The sequence below is a fragment of the Brevundimonas sp. PWP3-1b1 genome (assembly GCF_049896065.1).
Classification (GTDB): domain Bacteria; phylum Pseudomonadota; class Alphaproteobacteria; order Caulobacterales; family Caulobacteraceae; genus Brevundimonas; species Brevundimonas intermedia_B.
Genome location: NZ_JAFCTO010000001.1, coordinates 1,418,411 through 1,435,227 on the forward strand (window position 1 = coordinate 1,418,411; position 16,817 = coordinate 1,435,227).

15 protein-coding genes are annotated in these 16,817 nt (G+C 67.0%); 6 read left to right on the forward strand and 9 right to left on the reverse strand.

Annotation, left to right across the window (positions count from 1 at the left end):
* Positions 1–59: 59 nt before the first annotated feature.
* Both gltA and gltX read right to left on the reverse strand, forming a co-directional pair.
* The gene (gene gltA / locus ACP69V_RS06930; RefSeq protein WP_426023212.1) at positions 60–1,361 is read right to left on the reverse strand and encodes a citrate synthase; all 1,302 of its coding nucleotides are present in this window, start codon (positions 1,359–1,361) and stop codon (positions 60–62) included.
* A gap of 66 nt (positions 1,362–1,427) precedes the next feature.
* A complete protein-coding gene (gene gltX / locus ACP69V_RS06935) occupies positions 1,428–2,843 on the reverse strand; it encodes a glutamate--tRNA ligase (protein WP_426023213.1) in 1,416 nt (471 codons plus the stop codon).
* Positions 2,844–2,922: 79 nt separating this feature from the next.
* Between gltX and ACP69V_RS06940 the strand changes: the two genes are divergently transcribed.
* A complete protein-coding gene (locus tag ACP69V_RS06940) occupies positions 2,923–5,028 on the forward strand; it encodes a ComEC/Rec2 family competence protein (protein WP_426023214.1) in 2,106 nt (701 codons plus the stop codon).
* On the opposite strand, the gene lexA is transcribed toward ACP69V_RS06940, so the two are convergent.
* The 4 genes from lexA to ACP69V_RS06960 form a co-directional block, all read right to left on the reverse strand.
* A complete protein-coding gene (gene lexA / locus ACP69V_RS06945; RefSeq protein ID WP_159851186.1) occupies positions 5,009–5,704 on the reverse strand; it encodes a transcriptional repressor LexA in 696 nt (231 codons plus the stop codon). The genes ACP69V_RS06940 and lexA overlap by 20 nt on opposite strands.
* A 129-nt stretch (positions 5,705–5,833) precedes the next feature.
* On the reverse strand, positions 5,834–6,628 hold the full coding sequence (gene trpC, locus ACP69V_RS06950; RefSeq protein ID WP_426023215.1) for an indole-3-glycerol phosphate synthase TrpC: 795 nt from the start codon (positions 6,626–6,628) through the stop codon (positions 5,834–5,836).
* A complete protein-coding gene (gene trpD, locus ACP69V_RS06955; protein WP_426023216.1) occupies positions 6,625–7,662 on the reverse strand; it encodes an anthranilate phosphoribosyltransferase in 1,038 nt (345 codons plus the stop codon). The genes trpC and trpD overlap by 4 nt, the downstream gene beginning before the upstream one ends.
* A gap of 2 nt (positions 7,663–7,664) precedes the next feature.
* A complete protein-coding gene (locus tag ACP69V_RS06960; protein WP_426023217.1) occupies positions 7,665–8,255 on the reverse strand; it encodes an anthranilate synthase component II in 591 nt (196 codons plus the stop codon).
* Positions 8,256–8,343: 88 nt separating this feature from the next.
* On the opposite strand from ACP69V_RS06960, the gene ACP69V_RS06965 reads away from it, so the two are divergent.
* Entirely contained in the window at positions 8,344–8,547 is a 204-nt protein-coding gene (locus ACP69V_RS06965) for a peptidoglycan-binding protein (RefSeq protein WP_425983967.1), read from the forward strand.
* Here ACP69V_RS06965 and trpE read toward each other — a convergent pair.
* Complete coding sequence (gene trpE, locus ACP69V_RS06970) at positions 8,544–10,061, reverse strand: anthranilate synthase component I (protein ID WP_426023218.1); 1,518 nt, start codon at positions 10,059–10,061, stop codon at positions 8,544–8,546. The two genes, ACP69V_RS06965 and trpE, sit on opposite strands and share 4 nt — an antisense overlap.
* Positions 10,058–11,965, reverse strand: a complete 1,908-nt coding sequence (locus ACP69V_RS06975) for a SurA N-terminal domain-containing protein (protein ID WP_426023219.1) — start codon at positions 11,963–11,965, stop codon at positions 10,058–10,060. Before ACP69V_RS06975 ends, trpE begins: the two co-directional genes overlap by 4 nt.
* A gap of 152 nt (positions 11,966–12,117) precedes the next feature.
* Here ACP69V_RS06975 and tpiA point away from each other — a divergent pair, with 152 nt between their 5' ends.
* The 4 genes from tpiA to ACP69V_RS06995 all read left to right on the forward strand — a co-directional run bounded on the left by tpiA (position 12,118) and on the right by ACP69V_RS06995 (position 15,395).
* Complete coding sequence (gene tpiA, locus ACP69V_RS06980) at positions 12,118–12,870, forward strand: triose-phosphate isomerase (protein ID WP_426023220.1); 753 nt, start codon at positions 12,118–12,120, stop codon at positions 12,868–12,870.
* Positions 12,871–12,934: 64 nt separating this feature from the next.
* Positions 12,935–13,363 carry a preprotein translocase subunit SecG gene (gene secG, locus ACP69V_RS06985; protein WP_426023221.1) on the forward strand — a complete coding sequence of 143 codons (429 nt, stop codon included), beginning with the start codon at positions 12,935–12,937 and terminating at the stop codon, positions 13,361–13,363.
* 124 nt (positions 13,364–13,487) lie between these two features.
* Positions 13,488–15,140, forward strand: a complete 1,653-nt coding sequence (locus ACP69V_RS06990; RefSeq protein WP_426023222.1) for a CTP synthase — start codon at positions 13,488–13,490, stop codon at positions 15,138–15,140.
* A 96-nt stretch (positions 15,141–15,236) separates the two neighbouring features.
* The gene (locus ACP69V_RS06995; RefSeq protein WP_426023223.1) at positions 15,237–15,395 is read left to right on the forward strand and encodes a hypothetical protein; all 159 of its coding nucleotides are present in this window, start codon (positions 15,237–15,239) and stop codon (positions 15,393–15,395) included.
* A gap of 4 nt (positions 15,396–15,399) precedes the next feature.
* Here ACP69V_RS06995 and ACP69V_RS07000 read toward each other — a convergent pair whose 3' ends face one another.
* Positions 15,400–16,764 carry a hypothetical protein gene (locus ACP69V_RS07000; protein ID WP_426023224.1) on the reverse strand — a complete coding sequence of 455 codons (1,365 nt, stop codon included), beginning with the start codon at positions 16,762–16,764 and terminating at the stop codon, positions 15,400–15,402.
* Positions 16,765–16,817: the final 53 nt, after the last annotated feature.

Genomic DNA, 16,817 nt, shown 5'->3' on the forward strand with positions numbered 1-16,817 from the left:
GAAAAAAACGCCGGGGATGGCTCCCCGGCGTTCTGCATTTTCAGGCGTGAAGCCGTCGATCAGCCGCGCTGTTCGATCGGCACGTAGTCGCGCTCGGTCGGGCCAGTGTAGAGCTGACGCGGGCGACCGATCTTCTGCGAAGGATCGGCCATCATTTCCTGCCACTGGGCGATCCAGCCCACGGTGCGGGCCAGGGCGAACAGGACGGTGAACATGCTGGTCGGGAAGCCCATCGCCGACAGGGTGATGCCTGAATAGAAGTCGACGTTCGGGAACAGCTTGCGCGAGGTGAAGTATTCGTCCGACAGGGCGACCTTCTCCAGCTCCTTGGCGACCTGGAACAGCGGGTCGTTCTCGCGGCCGGTGGCGGCCAGGACTTCATAGGCCGACTGCTGCATCACCTTGGCGCGCGGATCGTAGTTCTTGTACACGCGGTGGCCGAAGCCCATCAGCTTGTACTTACGGTCCTTCACGCCCTGGATGAACTCCGGGATCTTGTCCGGGGTGCCGATTTCCTTGAGCATGGTCAGCGCCTCTTCGTTGGCGCCGCCGTGCGACGGGCCCCACAGGCAGGCGATGCCGGCGGCGATACAGGCGAACGGATTGGCGCCCGACGAACCGGCCAGGCGGACGGTCGAGGTCGAGGCGTTCTGCTCGTGGTCGGCGTGCAGGGTGAAGATGCGGTCCATGGCGCGCACCAGGGCCGGATCGACGTGATACTCTTCGGCCGGCACGGCGAAGCACATGCGCAGGAAGTTTTCGGCGTACGACAGGTCGTTGCGCGGCGACACGAACGGCTGGCCGATATGGTATTTGTAGGCGCGGGCCGCGATCGTCGGCATCTTGGCGATCAGGCGGATGGCCGAGATGTCGCGCTGGACCGGATCATGGATGTCCAGACTGTCGTGATAGAAGGCCGACAGGGCGCCGACTGTGCCGACCATGATCGCCATCGGGTGGGCGTCGCGGCGGAAGCCCTCGAAGAAGCGGTCGAACTGGCTGTGCAGCATCGTGTGCATGGTGATGCTGTTTTCGAACTTCTCGAACTGCTCGGCCGTCGGCAGTTCGCCGTGCAGCAGCAGATGGCAGACCTCGACGAAGTTCGATTGCGAGGCCAGCTGGTCGATCGGATAGCCGCGGTGCAGCAGCACGCCGGCGTCGCCGTCGATATAGGTCAGGGCAGATTCGCACGCGGCCGTGGAGGTGAAGCCCGGGTCGAAGGTGAAGGCGCCCGTACCCGCATACATCTTGCGGATGTCGATGACGTCCGGGCCGGTGGAGCCCGAAAGGACCGGCAACTCGATGGTCTTGCCCTCGAAGGACAGGGTCGCCGAGCCGGCGGTGTTGGCTTGTTCAGTCATGAATGCCCCTTTGCATCATACGTCCAGGCGCGGGGAGGCGTCGGCCGCTTTTTGGTTTGTGGGTGATCACTTAGTCTGTTGCAGCGCATCATCCAAGCGCCCGAGACTTTCGTCGCGCCCAAGAGCCGACAAAGTTCGTGCAATATCAGGTGATGTTGACCCTGCGGTAAGGGCCGCGCGCATCGGCGGACCGATCTTGCCGAAGCCGACGCCCTCGGATTCGGCGAAGGCTTTGAGCTCGGCTTCCAGCGCGAAAACGTCCCAGGACTGGAAAAGGGCCAGCCGGTCACGCAGGCGACCGAGGCGCTCCAGCGTCTCACCGGTCAGCAGGACCAGTCCCTTGTCGTCGAGGGCCAGCGGGCGGGACTTCAGCACGAATGCGGTCTGCTCGGCCAGGTCCAGCACCGTCTTGGCGCGGTCCTTCACGAAGGGCATGGCGCGTTGAAGCCGTGCCTCGTCCGCCTCGGCGAGGATGTGTCCGCGCTGCAGATGCGCATCCAGGGTCAGCTTGGCCAGGCGTTCGTCGTCCGCAAGGCGCAGCCAGTGAGAGTTGACGTGAGCCAGCTTGTCGAAGTCCAGCCGGGCCGGAGCCTTGCCGATGCCGGCGAGATCGAACCATTCCACCGCCTGGGCGTCGCTGAACAGTTCGTCGTCACCGTGGGCCCAGCCCAGCCGGGCCAGGTAGTTGCGCATGGCCTCGGGCAGATAGCCCATCTCGGCATATTCATGCACTGCCTGGGCCCCGTGGCGTTTCGACAGCTTGGCGCCGTCCGGACCGTGGATCAGCGGGATGTGGGCGAAGGTCGGACGCGTCCAGCCCAGGGCGTCGTAGATCAGGCTCTGGCGGGCGGCGTTGTTCAGGTGATCGTCGCCGCGGATGACGTGGGTCACACCCATGTCGTGGTCATCGACCACCACGGCGAGGTTATAGGTCGGGGCGCCGTCCGAGCGCAGCAGCACCAGGTCGTCGAGATCTTCGGTGGACCAGCTGACCGAACCCTGGACCTCGTCGGCGACGGTGACTGTCGTCGCCTTGGGGCGGCGGAAGCGCACGACGTGGGGCAGGGCCAGGTCATCGACCGTGGGCTCGCGGTCGCGCCAAGGCGATTCGAAGGTGCGTTTCTCGGCCTTGGCTTCGTCGCGCAGACGGCCCGTGTCCTCGGCAGAGGTGAAGTCGCGGTAGGCGTGGCCCGTTTCGAGCAGTCGATCGACCACCTCGCGGTGGCGGTCGGCGCGGCTGTACTGGAACACCGGCTCTTCGTCGGCGAACAGCTCCAGCCAGCTCAGGCCGTCGAAGATGGCCTTCACCGCTTCATCGGTCGAGCGTTCGCGGTCGGTGTCCTCGACCCGGATCAGGAAACGCCCAGCGTGTCTCTTGGCGTACAGCCAGTTGAACAAAGCGGTTCTCGCCCCGCCGATATGCAGATAGCCTGTCGGCGAGGGGGCGAAGCGGGTGACGACAGTCGAGGAGGGTGAGGTCATAGGCGATGGGTCCGTAAGCGAGGCCCTTATACGCCCCGACGCGGCAAAGCCTACCCCCGCCGCGCGATTGCGCGCGTGGTTGGGCGGGGAGGTCGCGGCGCAGACGCTGCGATGGCGGTTGTGGGCGCCGGTCGCGTTCGGCGCCGGCGCCGCGGTCTATTTCGCCCTGCGGATCGAGCCGGGGTTGTGGCCTCTGTTGCTGGGCGCAGTCGTCGCCTTTTCAGCCTGGATCGCGGCGAGACGGCGGGGATGGGCGCGGCGTCTGACTTGGCCGCTGTTGATGCTGGCCTGCGTCGCCGGCGGTTTGGCGGCCGCCAAGGTCCGCACCGAAATGGTCGCCGCGCCAATCGCGCCCGCAATGAGCGAGCCGACCGTGATCGAGGCCTGGGTCGTGGACGTCGACAGTCCTGGCCAGAGGGGCGCGCGGATCGTGATTGCACCGGTCTGGGTACGGGGGCTTACGCCAGATCAAACGCCCGTGCGTTTGCGGGCGACGGTGCGAGGCGAACCGCCCAGACCAGGCGAGGCGATCCGTCTCTTCGGCATCCTCAATCCCCCACCGGCGCCGGCCAGCCCCGGCGCCTATGATTTCGGCCGCAACGCCTTTTTCCAGGGTATGGGCGGTGTGGCCTTCGCCCTGGGTGAGACGCGGTCGGCTGATCTCGCGCCGCCCCCATGGCGGCTTCGGTTGGCGATGGCCGTAAATGGCGCGCGTTATGCCTTGGCGGAGCGGATCGTGGCGCGCCTGGGCGAGCGGACTGGCGGAATCGCCGCCGCCATGACCACCAGCCACGAGACCTGGATCAGTCAGGAGGACATGGACGTCATGCGGGATTCGGGCCTGGCGCACATCCTGTCGGTGTCCGGGCTGCACATGGCCATTGTCGGCGGTTTCGTCTTCTTCGCCGTGCGTCTGAGCGTGGCGGCTTGGCCTTGGTTGGCCCTGAGGGTTCACGGCAAGAAGGTCGCGGCCGTGGCGGGACTGACGGCGGTGGGCGTCTATCTGGTGGTGTCGGGTGCGCCGCCCCCGGCCGAGCGAGCGGCCATCACCGCCTCCATCGCTTTCCTGGCCATCCTGCTGGATCGGCAGGCGGTGACGATGCACGGCCTGGCCGTCGCGGCCTTCATCGTCCTGGCCATCCAACCGGAAGCCATCGTCACGCCGGGCTTCCAGATGTCGTTCGCGGCGACCGCCGCCTTGGTCGCCCTGGTCGAGGCCTGGCCCAAGCGGACGCGAGAGATTTCCGCCCCGTGGCCGATTCTGGCGATCCAACGGTTCGGCGGCTGGTTGACGGCGGCCGTGGCGGCCAGCGTCGTGGCGGGGCTGACGACCGGGCCGTTCGCCATGCAGCATTTCAATCGCACGGCAATGTACGGGTTGCTGGCGAACCTGGGCACCTCGCCAGTCGCAGACTTCATCCTGATGCCGGCCCTGGCCATCGGCGCGGCGTTAGAGCCGCTGGGATTGGGCGGGCCTTTCCTGGCGGTTGCGGGATGGGGCGTCGATCTTATGCTGGCGATCGGAACCTGGACGGCGGGGCTGCCGGGGGCGGTGCGGACGGTGGCCAGTGCGCCGGACTATGTCCTGCCGATCGCCTTCCTGGGGGTGCTGTTCGTCTGTCTGTGGCAGGGACGACTGAGGTGGCTGGGCCTGCCGCTGGCGGCGGCCATTCTGGTCTGGCCGCGCGCGCCGACGCCGGATCTGTGGATCGGAGACGGGGGGACAAACGCCGCATTTCATCGCGAGAAGGAGGCGGTCGTCGTCAGGCCCGGCGTGCGGGAATTCGCCGTCGATCTCTGGTCACGACGGCGCGGCCTGACCATGACGGATCGGCCGGAGACGGGCTGGGCTTGCGAGCGCTTTTCTTGTCGGCCAGAGGCTGAGCAAGTCGGTCCTGTCGCGATCTGGTGGGGACGCAAGGCTCCCGGTCCGGCCCAGATGGAGGCCCTATGCCGCGCGGCGCCCGTCATCAGCGTGCGCGCGGTCCTCACATCGATTCCAAGCGCTTGTCAGGAACGCCTGGTGCTCGACGCCATCGATTTCGCCAGAGGCGGCGCGATCGAATTATGGCGTGTCAGTCCGTCTGAAACGGATCGATGGCGCGCCGTCTGGACGGCCGACGTGCGGGGCGACCGCCCCTGGGCACGCCAGCCGAACCCGGACGTCAGTGATAGCGGCGCATGAGGCCGACCAGCTTGCCCTGAACGGCGACCTGATCCGACCCGTAGATCTTGGTTTCGTAGTTGCGGTTGGCGGGCTCCAGCGCGATGGAGGCGCCCTTCTTGCGAAGCCGCTTCAGCGTCGCGTGTTCGCCTTCGACCAGCGCCACGACGATCTCGCCCGAGGAGGCGTTGTCCGTCGATTTGATGACCACCATGTCGCCGTTCAGAATGCCCGCCTCGATCATCGAATCGCCTTCGATCTCAAGCAGGTAGTGTTCGCCCGAGCCCAGCATGGATTCGGGAACCGGGTAGCGCGCCGTCTCGTGCTCGATGGCGTCGATCGGCGTGCCGGCGGCGATCTTGCCCATCAACGGCAGCTCGCGGGTGTCGTTGGCCGCAAGGGGCGCCAGTGCGCGGCCGCCGCCGCCTTCGATCACGTCAGGCTTGAACCCGGCCCGGCCGCGCGGCGCGCCGGCCGTGGCCTGCTCGGGCAGTTTGGTCACTTCCAGGGCGCGGGCGCGGTGGGCGAGGCGGCGGATGAAGCCGCGTTCCTCCAGCGCCGTGATCAGCCGGTGGATGCCCGACTTGGACGCAAGGTCCAGCGCCTCCTTCATCTCGTCGAACGAGGGAGAGACGCCCGTCTCCTGTATCCGTTCGTGGATGAACATCAGCAGTTCGTGCTGCTTGCGCGTGAGCATCGCCAGGCCCTCATGCGCCCGCCGACGAATCGGAACGGGCCGTGAACATTTGTCGATGTTCTGTAAGTGTTCCTTCCTAATGTCAACTTAACAGCGCCCTTGGGACGCCGCGTGACGCGAGGAAGGCGATCAGGCCGCCAGCAGTTGCCGCGTCGCCGCCTCGACATCGGCTTGTCGCATCAGGCTCTCGCCGACCAGAATGGCCTGGGCATGGGCGGCCGAGACGCGCTCGACGTCCTCAGGCGTGAAGATGCCGCTTTCGGCGACCAGCAGGGCGCGGACAGGGCTGAGCATCGAGAGGCGCTCGGTCACTTCCAGGTCGACCTCGAAGGTGCGCAGCGACCGATTATTGACCCCGACCAGATCGCCGCCCAGCGCACAGGCGCGGGCCATCTCTTCCTCGTCGTGCGTTTCGATCAGGGCGTCCATGCCGAAGCGCTCGGTTTCGGACAGCAGTTCCGCAGCCAGCCGATCATCGACCATGGCCAGGATGATCAGGATGCAGTCGGCGCCCAGGGCGCGGCTCTCAGCGACCTGCCAGGGATCGACCAGGAAATCCTTGCGCAGGCAGGGCAGGGCCACTGCCTCGCGGGCCTGGCCCAGATAGGCGTCATCGCCTTGGAAACTGGGTCCATCGGTCAAGACCGACAGGCATGCCGCGCCGCCCGCCTGATAAGCACGCGCCAGGGCCGGCGGGTCGAAGTCGGGACGGATCAGCCCCTTGGAGGGACTGGCCTTCTTGATTTCGGCGATCAGAGCCGGACGGCCGGTCTCTTCTACCACACGCTCTAGGGCGGCGCGGAAACCACGCGGAGCCGAAGCGGTGCGGGCCAGCGCCTCGATCGCGTCCTGTGAGGTCGCGGCCATGCGGGCGGCGACGTCTTGGCGCTTGTAGGCGGCGATATGGTCCAGAACGTCGGTCATGCGGGGTCTTGGCTTTCCAGCGGCGTGGAGGTGATGCGGGCCAGACGCTCCAGCGCCTGGGCAGCCCGGCCGTCGTCAATGGCGGCGGCGGCGAGGACAGCGCCTTGGGCAAGGTCGGTCGCCCGGTCCGATACCACGAGAGCGGCGGCGGCGTTCAGCAGCACGATGTCGCGGTAGGGACCGGCCGCGCCCGCCAGCAGGGCGCGCAGGGCGACGGCGTTCTCCTCGGCGTCGCCGCCTCGGATGTCTTCGATGGAGGCGCGGGGCAGGCCGGCGTCCTCGGGCGTGACTTGGAAACGGCGAACCGCGCCGTCCTTCCATTCCGCGACTTCGGTCGATCCAGCGGTCGCCAGTTCGTCCAGGCCCTGTCCGTGCACCGTCCAGGCCCGGGTCGTGCCAAGGCGGCCCAGCACCTCGGCCAAGGGCTCCAGCAGGCGGGGATCATAGACGCCCATGACTTGGCGCTTCGCAGACGCCGGGTTTGAAAGTGGCCCCAAAAGATTGAAAACGGTGCGGAAACCGATCTCGGCCCGGACGGGCCCGACATGGCGCATGGCCCCGTGGTAGGCGGGGGCGAACAGGAAGCAGATGCCGGCCTCGTCCAGCGCCTTCCTCTGCTGGGCCTGATCCGCCATCAGGTTCACGCCAAGGATCGACAGAACGTCGGAAGACCCTGATTTCGATGACATAGCTCGGTTGCCGTGCTTGGCGACCTTCAGGCCCGCGCCGGCCAGAACGAGGGCGGCGGCCGTGGAGATGTTGTAGGTGTGCTGACCGTCGCCGCCGGTGCCGCAGGTGTCGATCACCTCGTAGGGATGATCCAGCGTCAGCGCCGCCTCACGCATGGCGCCGGCGAAGGCGGCGATCTCATCCACCGTCTCGCCGCGCATCCGCATGGCGGTGACGGCGGCGGCGACTTGCGACGGGGTCGGCTCGCCGCGCAGGCAGGCGGCGAAGAAGTCGTGCGCCTGTTGCGATGTCAGGGGATGGCCCTCGACCAGTCGGGCGAGGATCGGCTTGAATCCGTCCCCCACCGTCAGGCGGCCGCGAGGCGCTTCACGCCGGCGATATCCAGGAAGTTGGCCAGCATGTCGTGACCGTGTTCGGTGGCGATGGATTCCGGATGGAACTGCACGCCGTGGATCGGGCGGGTGCGATGCTGCAGGCCCATGATCTCGCCATCGGCGGTCCAGGATGTGACCTCCAGACAGTCGGGCAGGCTCTCGCGCTTCACGGCCAGCGAATGATAGCGGGTGGCGATGAAGGGCGACGGCAGACCGGCGAAGACGCTCTTGCCCTCGTGCAGGATCGGCGAGGTCTTGCCGTGCATCAGCGTCTTGGCGCGGATCACGTCGCCGCCGAAGGCCTGGCCGATCGCCTGATGGCCCAGGCAGACGCCCAGGATCGGCATCGACGCCGGAGCGGTCTCGATCAGCGGCAAACAGATGCCCGCTTGATCCGGCGCACACGGGCCGGGCGAAAGCAGGACGGCAGCGGGGTTCAGCGCCCACGCCTCGTCCACTGTCAGGTCGTCGTTGCGCACCACATGCGTCGGCGCGCCCAACTCCGCGAGGTAGTGGACGAGGTTGTAGGTGAAGCTGTCGTAGTTATCGACGACGAGGATCATGGCTTGGCTTCTAGGCTCGACGGGCGTCCGCGCCAAGCGGGCGCGGCGGTAAAGCGCATTTTAACCCGACCCGGACATAAATGCGGCTGTGAAACTCGCCGCTGAAAAAGATATCGCCGCCAAGATCGCCGCCGCCAAGGCGAAGCTGGTCGTGGTCGAGACGAAGCCCAACCCGGTCGCCGCCCTCGGCGCCGCTGCATTCGCCGCGACGGCGGCCGTGCTGATGGCGGGCGTCGTCATCGTCGGCCCTGGCGTTCACTTCGACGATCCGACGATGACCGTTACGCGCTAACGATTGCCGGTGCGAAAGCGCCAGGCGTCGTCTGCGGCCCGCATCGGCGCGCGGGCCTTGTGCTTGGTTTCGGCGTATTCGGCCGCAGGATCGCTGTCGGCGACAACGCCGGCGCCGGCCTGGACGAAAATCCGGTCGTCGGCGAACAGGGCGGTGCGCAGGGTGATGCAGATGTCCGCCTCGCCGCCAGCCGAGATATAGCCGACGCCGCCGCCGTAACCGACGCCGCGCTTCTCGCTCTCCAACTCGTCGATGACCTCCATCGCCCGCACCTTGGGCGCGCCCGACAGTGTGCCGGCAGGAAGGGCCGCCAGCAGGGTGTCGACGGCGTCCAGCTTCGGATCAGCCTTGCCGCGCACGTTGGAGACGATGTGCATGACCTGGCTATAGCGTTCGACGACGAAGCTCTCGGTCACCTCGACCGTGCCGGGTGCGGCGACCCGACCGACATCGTTGCGGCCCAGGTCAAGCAGCATCAGATGTTCGGCGCGTTCCTTGGGATCGGCCAGCAGTTCGACTTCCAGCGCCTTGTCGGCCTCGGGCGTCGCGCCCCGCATGCGGGTGCCGGCAAGCGGGCGGATGGTGACCTCGCCGTCCTTCAGCCGAACCAGAATCTCGGGGCTGGAACCGGCCAGCTGGAAGCCCTCGAAGTTCAGATAGAACAGATAGGGCGAGGGGTTCTGGCGACGCAGGGAGCGGTAGAAGGCGAACGGATCCTCGGTCCAGGGCGCCGAAAACCGGTGGCTGAGCACGACCTGGAAGATGTCGCCCGCGCCGATGTAGTCCTTGGCCTTGGCGACCATTTCGCCGAACGCGGCTTCGTCCACGGGTGAGGTGAAGGTCGGCGCCGGCGTTTCCTGCGGCGCGGCGCGGACGGGCAGGGGCTCGCGCAGCGCGGTCTCGAACGCATCCAGTCGCGCCACGGCGGTGTCGAAGGCCTCGCGCGGGGCGATGCCGGCGTCGGGATAGGCGGCGGAGACCAGAACGATTTCGTGACGCACGGAATCAAAGATGGCGACCAGCGACGGCCGGGTCAGAACAGCGTCCGGCAGATCCAACGGATCGGGGTTGGGCGCGCCCAGCGGCTCCAACAGGCGCACCATGTCGTAGCCGAAGACGCCGAACAGGCCGGCGGCCATGGGCGGCAGGCCATCGGGCAGGTCGAACTTCGACGCGGCGATCAGGGCGCGCAGAGATTGCAGGGTGGGCAGGGCTTCAGCCGTGAACCGGCCCTCGGCGATGTCCGGCCCGCGCGACAGTTCCGCCGCGTTCGAACGACAGCGCCAGACGACGTCTGGGTCCAGCGTCAGGATCGAATACCGTCCCTTGACCGCACCGCCTTCTACCGATTCCAGCAGACATGCGTAGGGGCGGTGGCGACCCAGTTTCAGATAGGCCGAGACTGGCGTTTCCAGGTCGTCGATGATCCGGCGCACCAACACCTGCGGCCGACCGGCCGATAGGCCGGCGTCGAAGGCGGCGAAGTCGGCTTGCCCAGACGCAGCCTCGGTCATTGCGCCGGGGCTGCGGGCGTCGCGTCGGCCGACAGGCCCAGGGCCGAACGGGCCTGAACCGGGTCGTTCTTGGCCTTGGAGCGCTGGGCGCCGGCGGCGAAGGACGTCTCGACCATGGCCTGGACCAGTTCCTGCGTCAGGCGCGGACGAACCTGTTCTGCCAGCGGCCCTGCGACGGCGGGATTGGCGGCAAGGACATTGTCCACGCGACCGACGACGTAGGCGGTCTGCGACGCGGGTTGCGAGAAGGCCTGACCCTTGGACTGGCCGAACAGACCTTGCAGCACGCCCTGACCCAGCGAGTCCTGCGTCGCCTGGTTGCGGACGACGCCGGTGCGGACCGTCAAGGGCGCATTGACCGAGCGGGCGACGGCGGCGATGTCCTCGCCGTTGCGGACGCGGGTAGTCAGTTCTTCCGCCTTGGTCGAAAGACGACGCATCGTCTCGCGCTGTATCCATTGGGCCGTCAGGGGCTCGCGCACCTCGGCCAGGGTCGGCAGGGCCGACGGACGGATGTCGTTGACGCGCACGGCGAAATACTGGCCCTGGCCGGCGTCGATCACGTCGCTTTCGCCGCCCTTGGTCAGCCCCCAGGCCGTCTCGAAGATTTGCGGCGGGGCGTTCAGCGCCTCTCCGTTCGGCAGCTTGCCGTCGCGGGTGAAGGGCGGCAGATCGACCACGCGTCCGCCGGCATCGCGGGCGGCGTCGGCCAGGTTCTTGCCGGCCGTGCGAGCGGCTTCGTATTTCTCGACCTTGGCGTAGGTCTGGGTCTTCACGTCTTCGGCGCGCAGTTCCTGGACCAGTTCTTCACGTGCGCTCTCCAGCGTCGCAGGCGCTGCAGGCTGGATGGCGGTGACCTTGGCTACGGCGAAGCCTACGCCGGCCTGAACCGGGTCGGAAACCTGGTTGGCTTGCAGGCCGAAGACGGCGCCGGCCGTCGCGGCGTCGCCGATGGCCGACCGGGGCGTGGCGTCGAAGGTAGCGGGCGTGACGTTGTTGGCGCGACCGACGTCGGCCGGCGACTGGCCGGCGCGGAGGGCGGCGGCGATCTTCTGGGCCGTTTCGCGGTTGGGCGCCGTCAAGGTGACGAAGGTGCGGGTCTCGGGCTTGCCCAGAGTGTCCTTCTTGAACTCGAAACGCTCGCGGATGCGGTCGTCCGTGATCGGCGTCGCGGCCGAGGCTTCAGGCGTGAACAGGACGACGGACACCATGCGGAACTCCGGCGCACGCAGGCGCTCGGCGTTTTCCTGGATGAAGGCGTTCAGCTGGGCGTCGGTCGGGGCAGGGACCTGACCCGCCATTGCAGACGTGACCTCGAACCAGCGACCGTCGCGGCTTTCGAAGGCCGAGCCGGCCAGCAGCGCGCCATAGATGCGTGGCACGCGGGCGCCGGCGAAGACGGCGGCGCCGAAATGTTCGGTGACGTATTGGTCGCGCAGATCCTGTTCCAGCATGGCCGGGGTCAGGTTCTGCTGGGCCAGGGCGGCCTCATAGGCCTGTTGGTCGAACTGGCCGGTGACCGAGTTGAAGAAGGCCGGGATCTGGCGGATCTGCTTGACGATCAGTTCCTTGCCGGGACGGATGCCCGCCTTCCAGGCCCAGTTCAGGAAGCCCAGCTGCTGGGTCTGCTCGGTCAGGAATCGGGTGTGGATGTTCTCTGCGACCAATTCTTCGTTGGTCAAAGGACGGCCGACCTGCTGCTGCAGGCGTTCACGCACCTGATCGAAGGCCGTGCGGAACTCCACCTCGCTCATCGAACGGTCGCCCGCATCGATGACGTGCTTGGGACCCAGGTTCGAGAACACGTCCATCCGCGCGCCGACGATCACGAAACTGATCGCGATCAGGACAAGGAGGGCGGCCGCCCATTTGGATCGAGAGAAGGCGCGGAAGGCGGTGAGCATTCGAAAACCCGAGACTGGCCGAGATTGGGGCCGATGTTGGCGTCAGTGGTCGCGTATAGTCGGGCCGGGCACGCTGCTGCAAGGACGGCATCATGTTCGGATTGCGGCGGGGCCCCTTGGCTTCGGGGTTTTCGCCTTCTAGAGAGGCGGCCATGAAACAATCCGTGAAGTTGATCGTCGGCAATTGGAAGATGAACGGCTTGTCGGCCGCCCTGGCGCAGGCTGAATTGATAAGGGACGCCGTCAGCGCAGCGGGGCAGGGGCCCAGGGTCGTCCTGTGCCCGCCTGCCACCCTGATCGACCGGATGCGTGCGGCGCTGGCGGGCAGCGGCGTCGCCGTGGGCGGTCAGGACTGCCACGAGAAGCAGGTCGGCGCCTTCACCGGCTCGGTATCGGCGGAAATGCTGGCCGATGCGGGTGCGGCCGTCGTGATTCTTGGGCATTCGGAACGCCGCGCGGCCTTTGGCGAGACCGATGCCGACGTCGCCGCCAAGGTCGAGGCCGCCATCGCTGCGGGGCTGGAGCCCATCGTCTGCGTCGGCGAAACGCTGGAGCAACGCGAGGCGGGCGAGGCCATCGCTGTGGTTTCCGCACAGGTCGAGGGTTCCTTGCCGACGGGCCTGACCGAGCGCGACTTCGCCGTGGCCTATGAGCCGGTATGGGCCATCGGGACCGGTCTGACGCCGACGCTGCAACAGATCGCCGAGGTCCACGCCGCCATCCGTGCGGCCATGGTCAAGCGGTTGGGCGAGAGCGCGCGAACCGCGCCAATCCTGTACGGCGGCTCGGTGAAGCCCGAAAACGCCCGGGACATTCTGGCCACGCCGGAAGTCGGCGGCGCCCTGGTCGGCGGGGCGTCGCTGAAGGCCGAAGATTTCATGCCCATCGTCAAAGCGGCCGCCTGACGTTTGCTCCGGAACGGCTTCGATGATAGAGGCCGCCGCTTGATCGGCGCAGATCCGCGCCCACATGAATGACGCCATGCTCCAGACCATCCTGCTCGTCGCCATCATCATCATCGCCGTGTCCCTGACGGGCGTGGTGCTGCTTCAACGTTCCGAGGGCGGCGCCCTGGGGATGGGCGGCGGACCGTCGGGCTTCATGACGGCGCGCGGCGCAGGCAACCTTCTGACGAAGGTGACCTGGATCCTGGCCTTCCTGCTGTTCGGCCTGACCATCGTCCTGACCGTCGTCGGCAACATGGATCGCGCTTCGGTCTCGGTGATCGACGCCGACGCCGTCGGCTCGCTGGCCACCACGCCTCAGACGCAGCAGCAGGCGCCCGCTCAGCAACAGCCCGCCGCTCCGGCGCAGCCGACGGCTCCGTCGCTGGACGATCTGGAAGCCAGCCTGCCGTCGGCGACGACGGCGCCGCCGGCCCAGCAGCCCGCCCAGTAAGGGTCAGGCCAAAGACCCGACTTTCCGAAAGCGCGCCGCAGGGCGCGCTTTCTTCTTTTGATCAACAGTTCGATTCGCAGCGGGCGATGCGCCGTTCGCGAATCATGGAGTAAGGTGTCCGCCCATGGCTCGCTATGTGTTCATCACCGGCGGCGTGGTTTCCTCGCTAGGAAAAGGCCTCGCCTCCGCCGCTCTCGGCGCTCTTCTGCAGGCGCGCGGCTACAAGGTCCGCCTGCGCAAGCTCGACCCCTATCTGAACGTCGATCCGGGCACGATGAGCCCGTATCAGCACGGCGAGGTCTTCGTGACCGACGACGGCGCCGAGACCGACCTGGACCTGGGCCACTACGAGCGGTTCACCGGGGTGTCGGCGGCCAAGTCCGACAATATCACCACGGGCCGGATCTATTCGACCATCCTGGAGAAGGAACGGCGTGGCGACTATCTGGGCGCGACCGTGCAGGTCATTCCGCACGTCACCGACCAGATCAAATCCTTCTGCCTGACCCCGGCCCTGACCGACGAGGGCGAGGAGGTCGATTTCGTCTTGGTCGAGATCGGGGGCACGGTCGGCGACATCGAGGGTCTGCCCTTCTTCGAAGCCATTCGTCAGCTGGGGCAGGACCTGCCGCGCGGCCAGTCGTGCTTCGTCCACCTGACGCTGCTGCCCTTCATCAAGACCGCCGGCGAGATGAAGACCAAGCCGACCCAGCACTCGGTCAAGGAACTGCGCTCCATCGGCATTCAGCCGGATATCCTGCTGTGCCGTTGCGAGTTCCCGATCCCGGCCGAGGAGAAACGCAAGATCGGTCTGTTCTGCAATGTGCGCGAAAGCGGCGTCATCCAGGCGATGGACTCGGCCGACATCTACGCCGTGCCGCTGGATTACCACCGCGAAGGTCTGGACCGCGAAGTTCTGGCCCATTTCGGCATCGACGACGCGCCCGAGCCCGACCTGACGATGTGGCAGGAGATCGCGCGGCGCCGCCTGCAGCCGGACGGCGAAGTCACCATCGCCGTGGTCGGCAAATATACTGTTCTCAAGGACGCCTATAAGTCATTGATCGAAGCCCTCCATCACGGAGGGGTGGCCAATAACGTGAAGGTCAACATCGACTGGGTCGAGGCCGACACCTTCGAAGGCGACCCCGAGGCCTGCGAACAGCGGCTGCAGGGCGCCCACGCCGTTCTGGTGCCGGGCGGATTCGGCGAGCGCGGCTCGGAAGGCAAGATCGAAGCGGCGCGGTTCGCCCGAGAACGCAACATTCCCTATTTCGGCATCTGCTTCGGCATGCAGATGGCGGTGATCGAGGCGGCGCGGAACCTGGCCGGCTATCCCAAGGCCTCGTCCACCGAGTTCGGCCCGACCGCCGAGCCGGTCGTGGGCCTGATGACCGAATGGACCCAGGGCAATCAGCGCGTCCTGCGCCAGCAGGGCGGCGATCTGGGCGGGACCATGCGTCTGGGCGCCTATGACTCGACCCTGACGGCAGGATCCAAGATCGCGGAAATCTACGGTTCCACCGCCATCAGCGAGCGTCACCGCCACCGCTACGAGGTCAATATCAACTATCGCGAAGCGATCGAGCAAAAGGCCGGCCTGGTCTTCGCCGGCCTGTCGCCTGACGGCGTCCTGCCCGAGACGGTGGAGCGCCCTGACCATCCCTGGTTCATCGGCGTCCAGTATCACCCCGAGCTAAAGAGCCGGCCGTTCGCGCCTCACCCGCTGTTCGCCAGCTTCATCGGCGCTGCCGTGGTCCAGAGCCGCCTCGTCTGACGGAACGCTGTTCAGGGACTCCATCGGGTCCGCGTTTTGCAGTAGACTGCGCGGAATGGATCGAATTGGCACGATCCGAGATGCGGTGGGCCGTCGATGATCGGCGAGTTGCTCTATCACCTGCACAGGCATTTCCGCCTGGTGCTGATCGCCGGCGGGCTGGTGCTCATCGTCGGCGTGGCCCTGCTCGGCTACGAAGCCGTGCGGCAAATGGGCGACCCGTCGGCCCGCCCGGCCGATGCCGGACGGGCCTGAGCCGTCAGTCGATCTTCAGCCGCATGAAGATCATCGCCCCGTCGGGATCGCCGCCGTAAAGCGGCTCCAGCGCCGTCGGCACACGGTTCATCGCATAGAGGCCGCCGAGGCCGAACCGGACGTGTTCGGCGATCCGCCAGTCCCGCACCACGCCGACCGACGCCTTGCCGACCGTGTAGAGTGGACCGTGACCGCCGCCGACGCCGGGAACCAGTTCATCCGTCTCGATCCGTTCGGCGCGGGCGAAGACCGTCCAGCGGTCGTTCGGGTGGACGGCGGATTCCAGCAGCCAGCCGTCTTTCGATTCGTCGTGATCGTTGGTCTTGCGGCCCCAGGCCAGGGTCGAGGACCACCAGCCGGTCTCGCCCAGTCGCCGGGTATGGATGGCGCTGGCCGACCATTTGGTCTCGTCCTCGTCCGGCTCCAGCTGTTCCGGTGCGGAGACATCGGCGTAGGAGGCCTGGAGCGACCATTCGTCGGTCGGGTTCCAGGCGGCCCGCACGGACCAGCTGTCCAGCCGTGGCGAATCGATGCCCCAACGTTCCTCGTCCGGTTCGCGTCCCTTGAAGGCCGAGGTCTCGATCTTGAACCGATCACGCGCCCAGCCCAGGGTGGTCACGCCGAAGACGATATGGGTCGAGTCCAGCCAGTGATGGGTGATCGGCGCCTCGGGACTGTCCATCGCGCTCATCCGGTGCATGAAGGCGGGCGGACCGAAGGCGGGTTCGCCCGGCAGGCCGATGTAGCCATAGACGCTGTTCTTGTCGGACAGACGCTTCGAATAGCTGGCCGACAGTTCCATGAAGAGGTCGTGCGGATGCTGGCGATCGACCAGGGGACTGATCCCGTCCGCCGTCTCGCCCGCCGCCAGCAGCAGCGGATAGCCGGACTTGCCCATCAACGGGTCGGGGCTGAGCATGGCGCGCAGGTTCAGCGTCGAACCGTCGTTGAAGTCGCGCCGCGCCGAGGTCATCAACATCCCGGCGACGAAGGTCTTGTCGCCGCCGCGCGGGCCGGACTGGGTGTCATAGACCAGGTTGAGCATGGCATGGGTCATCACCATCCAGTCGCCCCGGACGGTATGGATGCCGCCATGTTCACCGGCGTCGGGTTGCCAGCCGGTGCCCGAGGCGTCGCGGCTCATGGGCCAGGGGCCATAGGGGCTGGTCATCGGATGATCCATGCTGGCGTGATCAACGGGCGTCGCATCTGACATCGGCATGGGCATGTCGTGGCCGGCGTGCGGGTCCGCCGACGGTGCGGTCGTGGTTGGTTGAGCGTGCTGGGAGTGATCCTGCGCCGCCGTAGCTTGAGCCAGGGCGAGCAAGGAAACGCCGGCGCAGGCGCTGGCGAGAATACGGATAGCCACTCAAGGCCTCCTTTAATGATCGTGACGGATTGCGCCCTCGTAAGGCGCGAGCG

What these genes read in the sequence shown, in the direction of transcription:
- trpC (WP_426023215.1), bottom strand. Translation starts at nt 6,628, where the DNA reads ATGACCGACGTTCTGGACCATATCGCCGCCTACAAGCGCCAAGACGTC.
- ACP69V_RS06990 (WP_426023222.1), top strand. Translation starts at nt 13,488, where the DNA reads ATGGCTCGCTATGTGTTCATCACCGGCGGCGTGGTTTCCTCGCTAGGA.
- secG (WP_426023221.1), top strand. Translation starts at nt 12,935, where the DNA reads ATGAATGACGCCATGCTCCAGACCATCCTGCTCGTCGCCATCATCATC.
- tpiA (WP_426023220.1), top strand. Translation starts at nt 12,118, where the DNA reads ATGAAACAATCCGTGAAGTTGATCGTCGGCAATTGGAAGATGAACGGC.
- ACP69V_RS06995 (WP_426023223.1), top strand. Translation starts at nt 15,237, where the DNA reads ATGATCGGCGAGTTGCTCTATCACCTGCACAGGCATTTCCGCCTGGTG.
- lexA (WP_159851186.1), bottom strand. Translation starts at nt 5,704, where the DNA reads ATGCTCACGCGCAAGCAGCACGAACTGCTGATGTTCATCCACGAACGG.
- gltA (WP_426023212.1), bottom strand. Translation starts at nt 1,361, where the DNA reads ATGACTGAACAAGCCAACACCGCCGGCTCGGCGACCCTGTCCTTCGAG.
- ACP69V_RS06960 (WP_426023217.1), bottom strand. Translation starts at nt 8,255, where the DNA reads ATGATCCTCGTCGTCGATAACTACGACAGCTTCACCTACAACCTCGTC.
- trpE (WP_426023218.1), bottom strand. Translation starts at nt 10,061, where the DNA reads ATGACCGAGGCTGCGTCTGGGCAAGCCGACTTCGCCGCCTTCGACGCC.
- gltX (WP_426023213.1), bottom strand. Translation starts at nt 2,843, where the DNA reads ATGACCTCACCCTCCTCGACTGTCGTCACCCGCTTCGCCCCCTCGCCG.
- ACP69V_RS06975 (WP_426023219.1), bottom strand. Translation starts at nt 11,965, where the DNA reads ATGCTCACCGCCTTCCGCGCCTTCTCTCGATCCAAATGGGCGGCCGCC.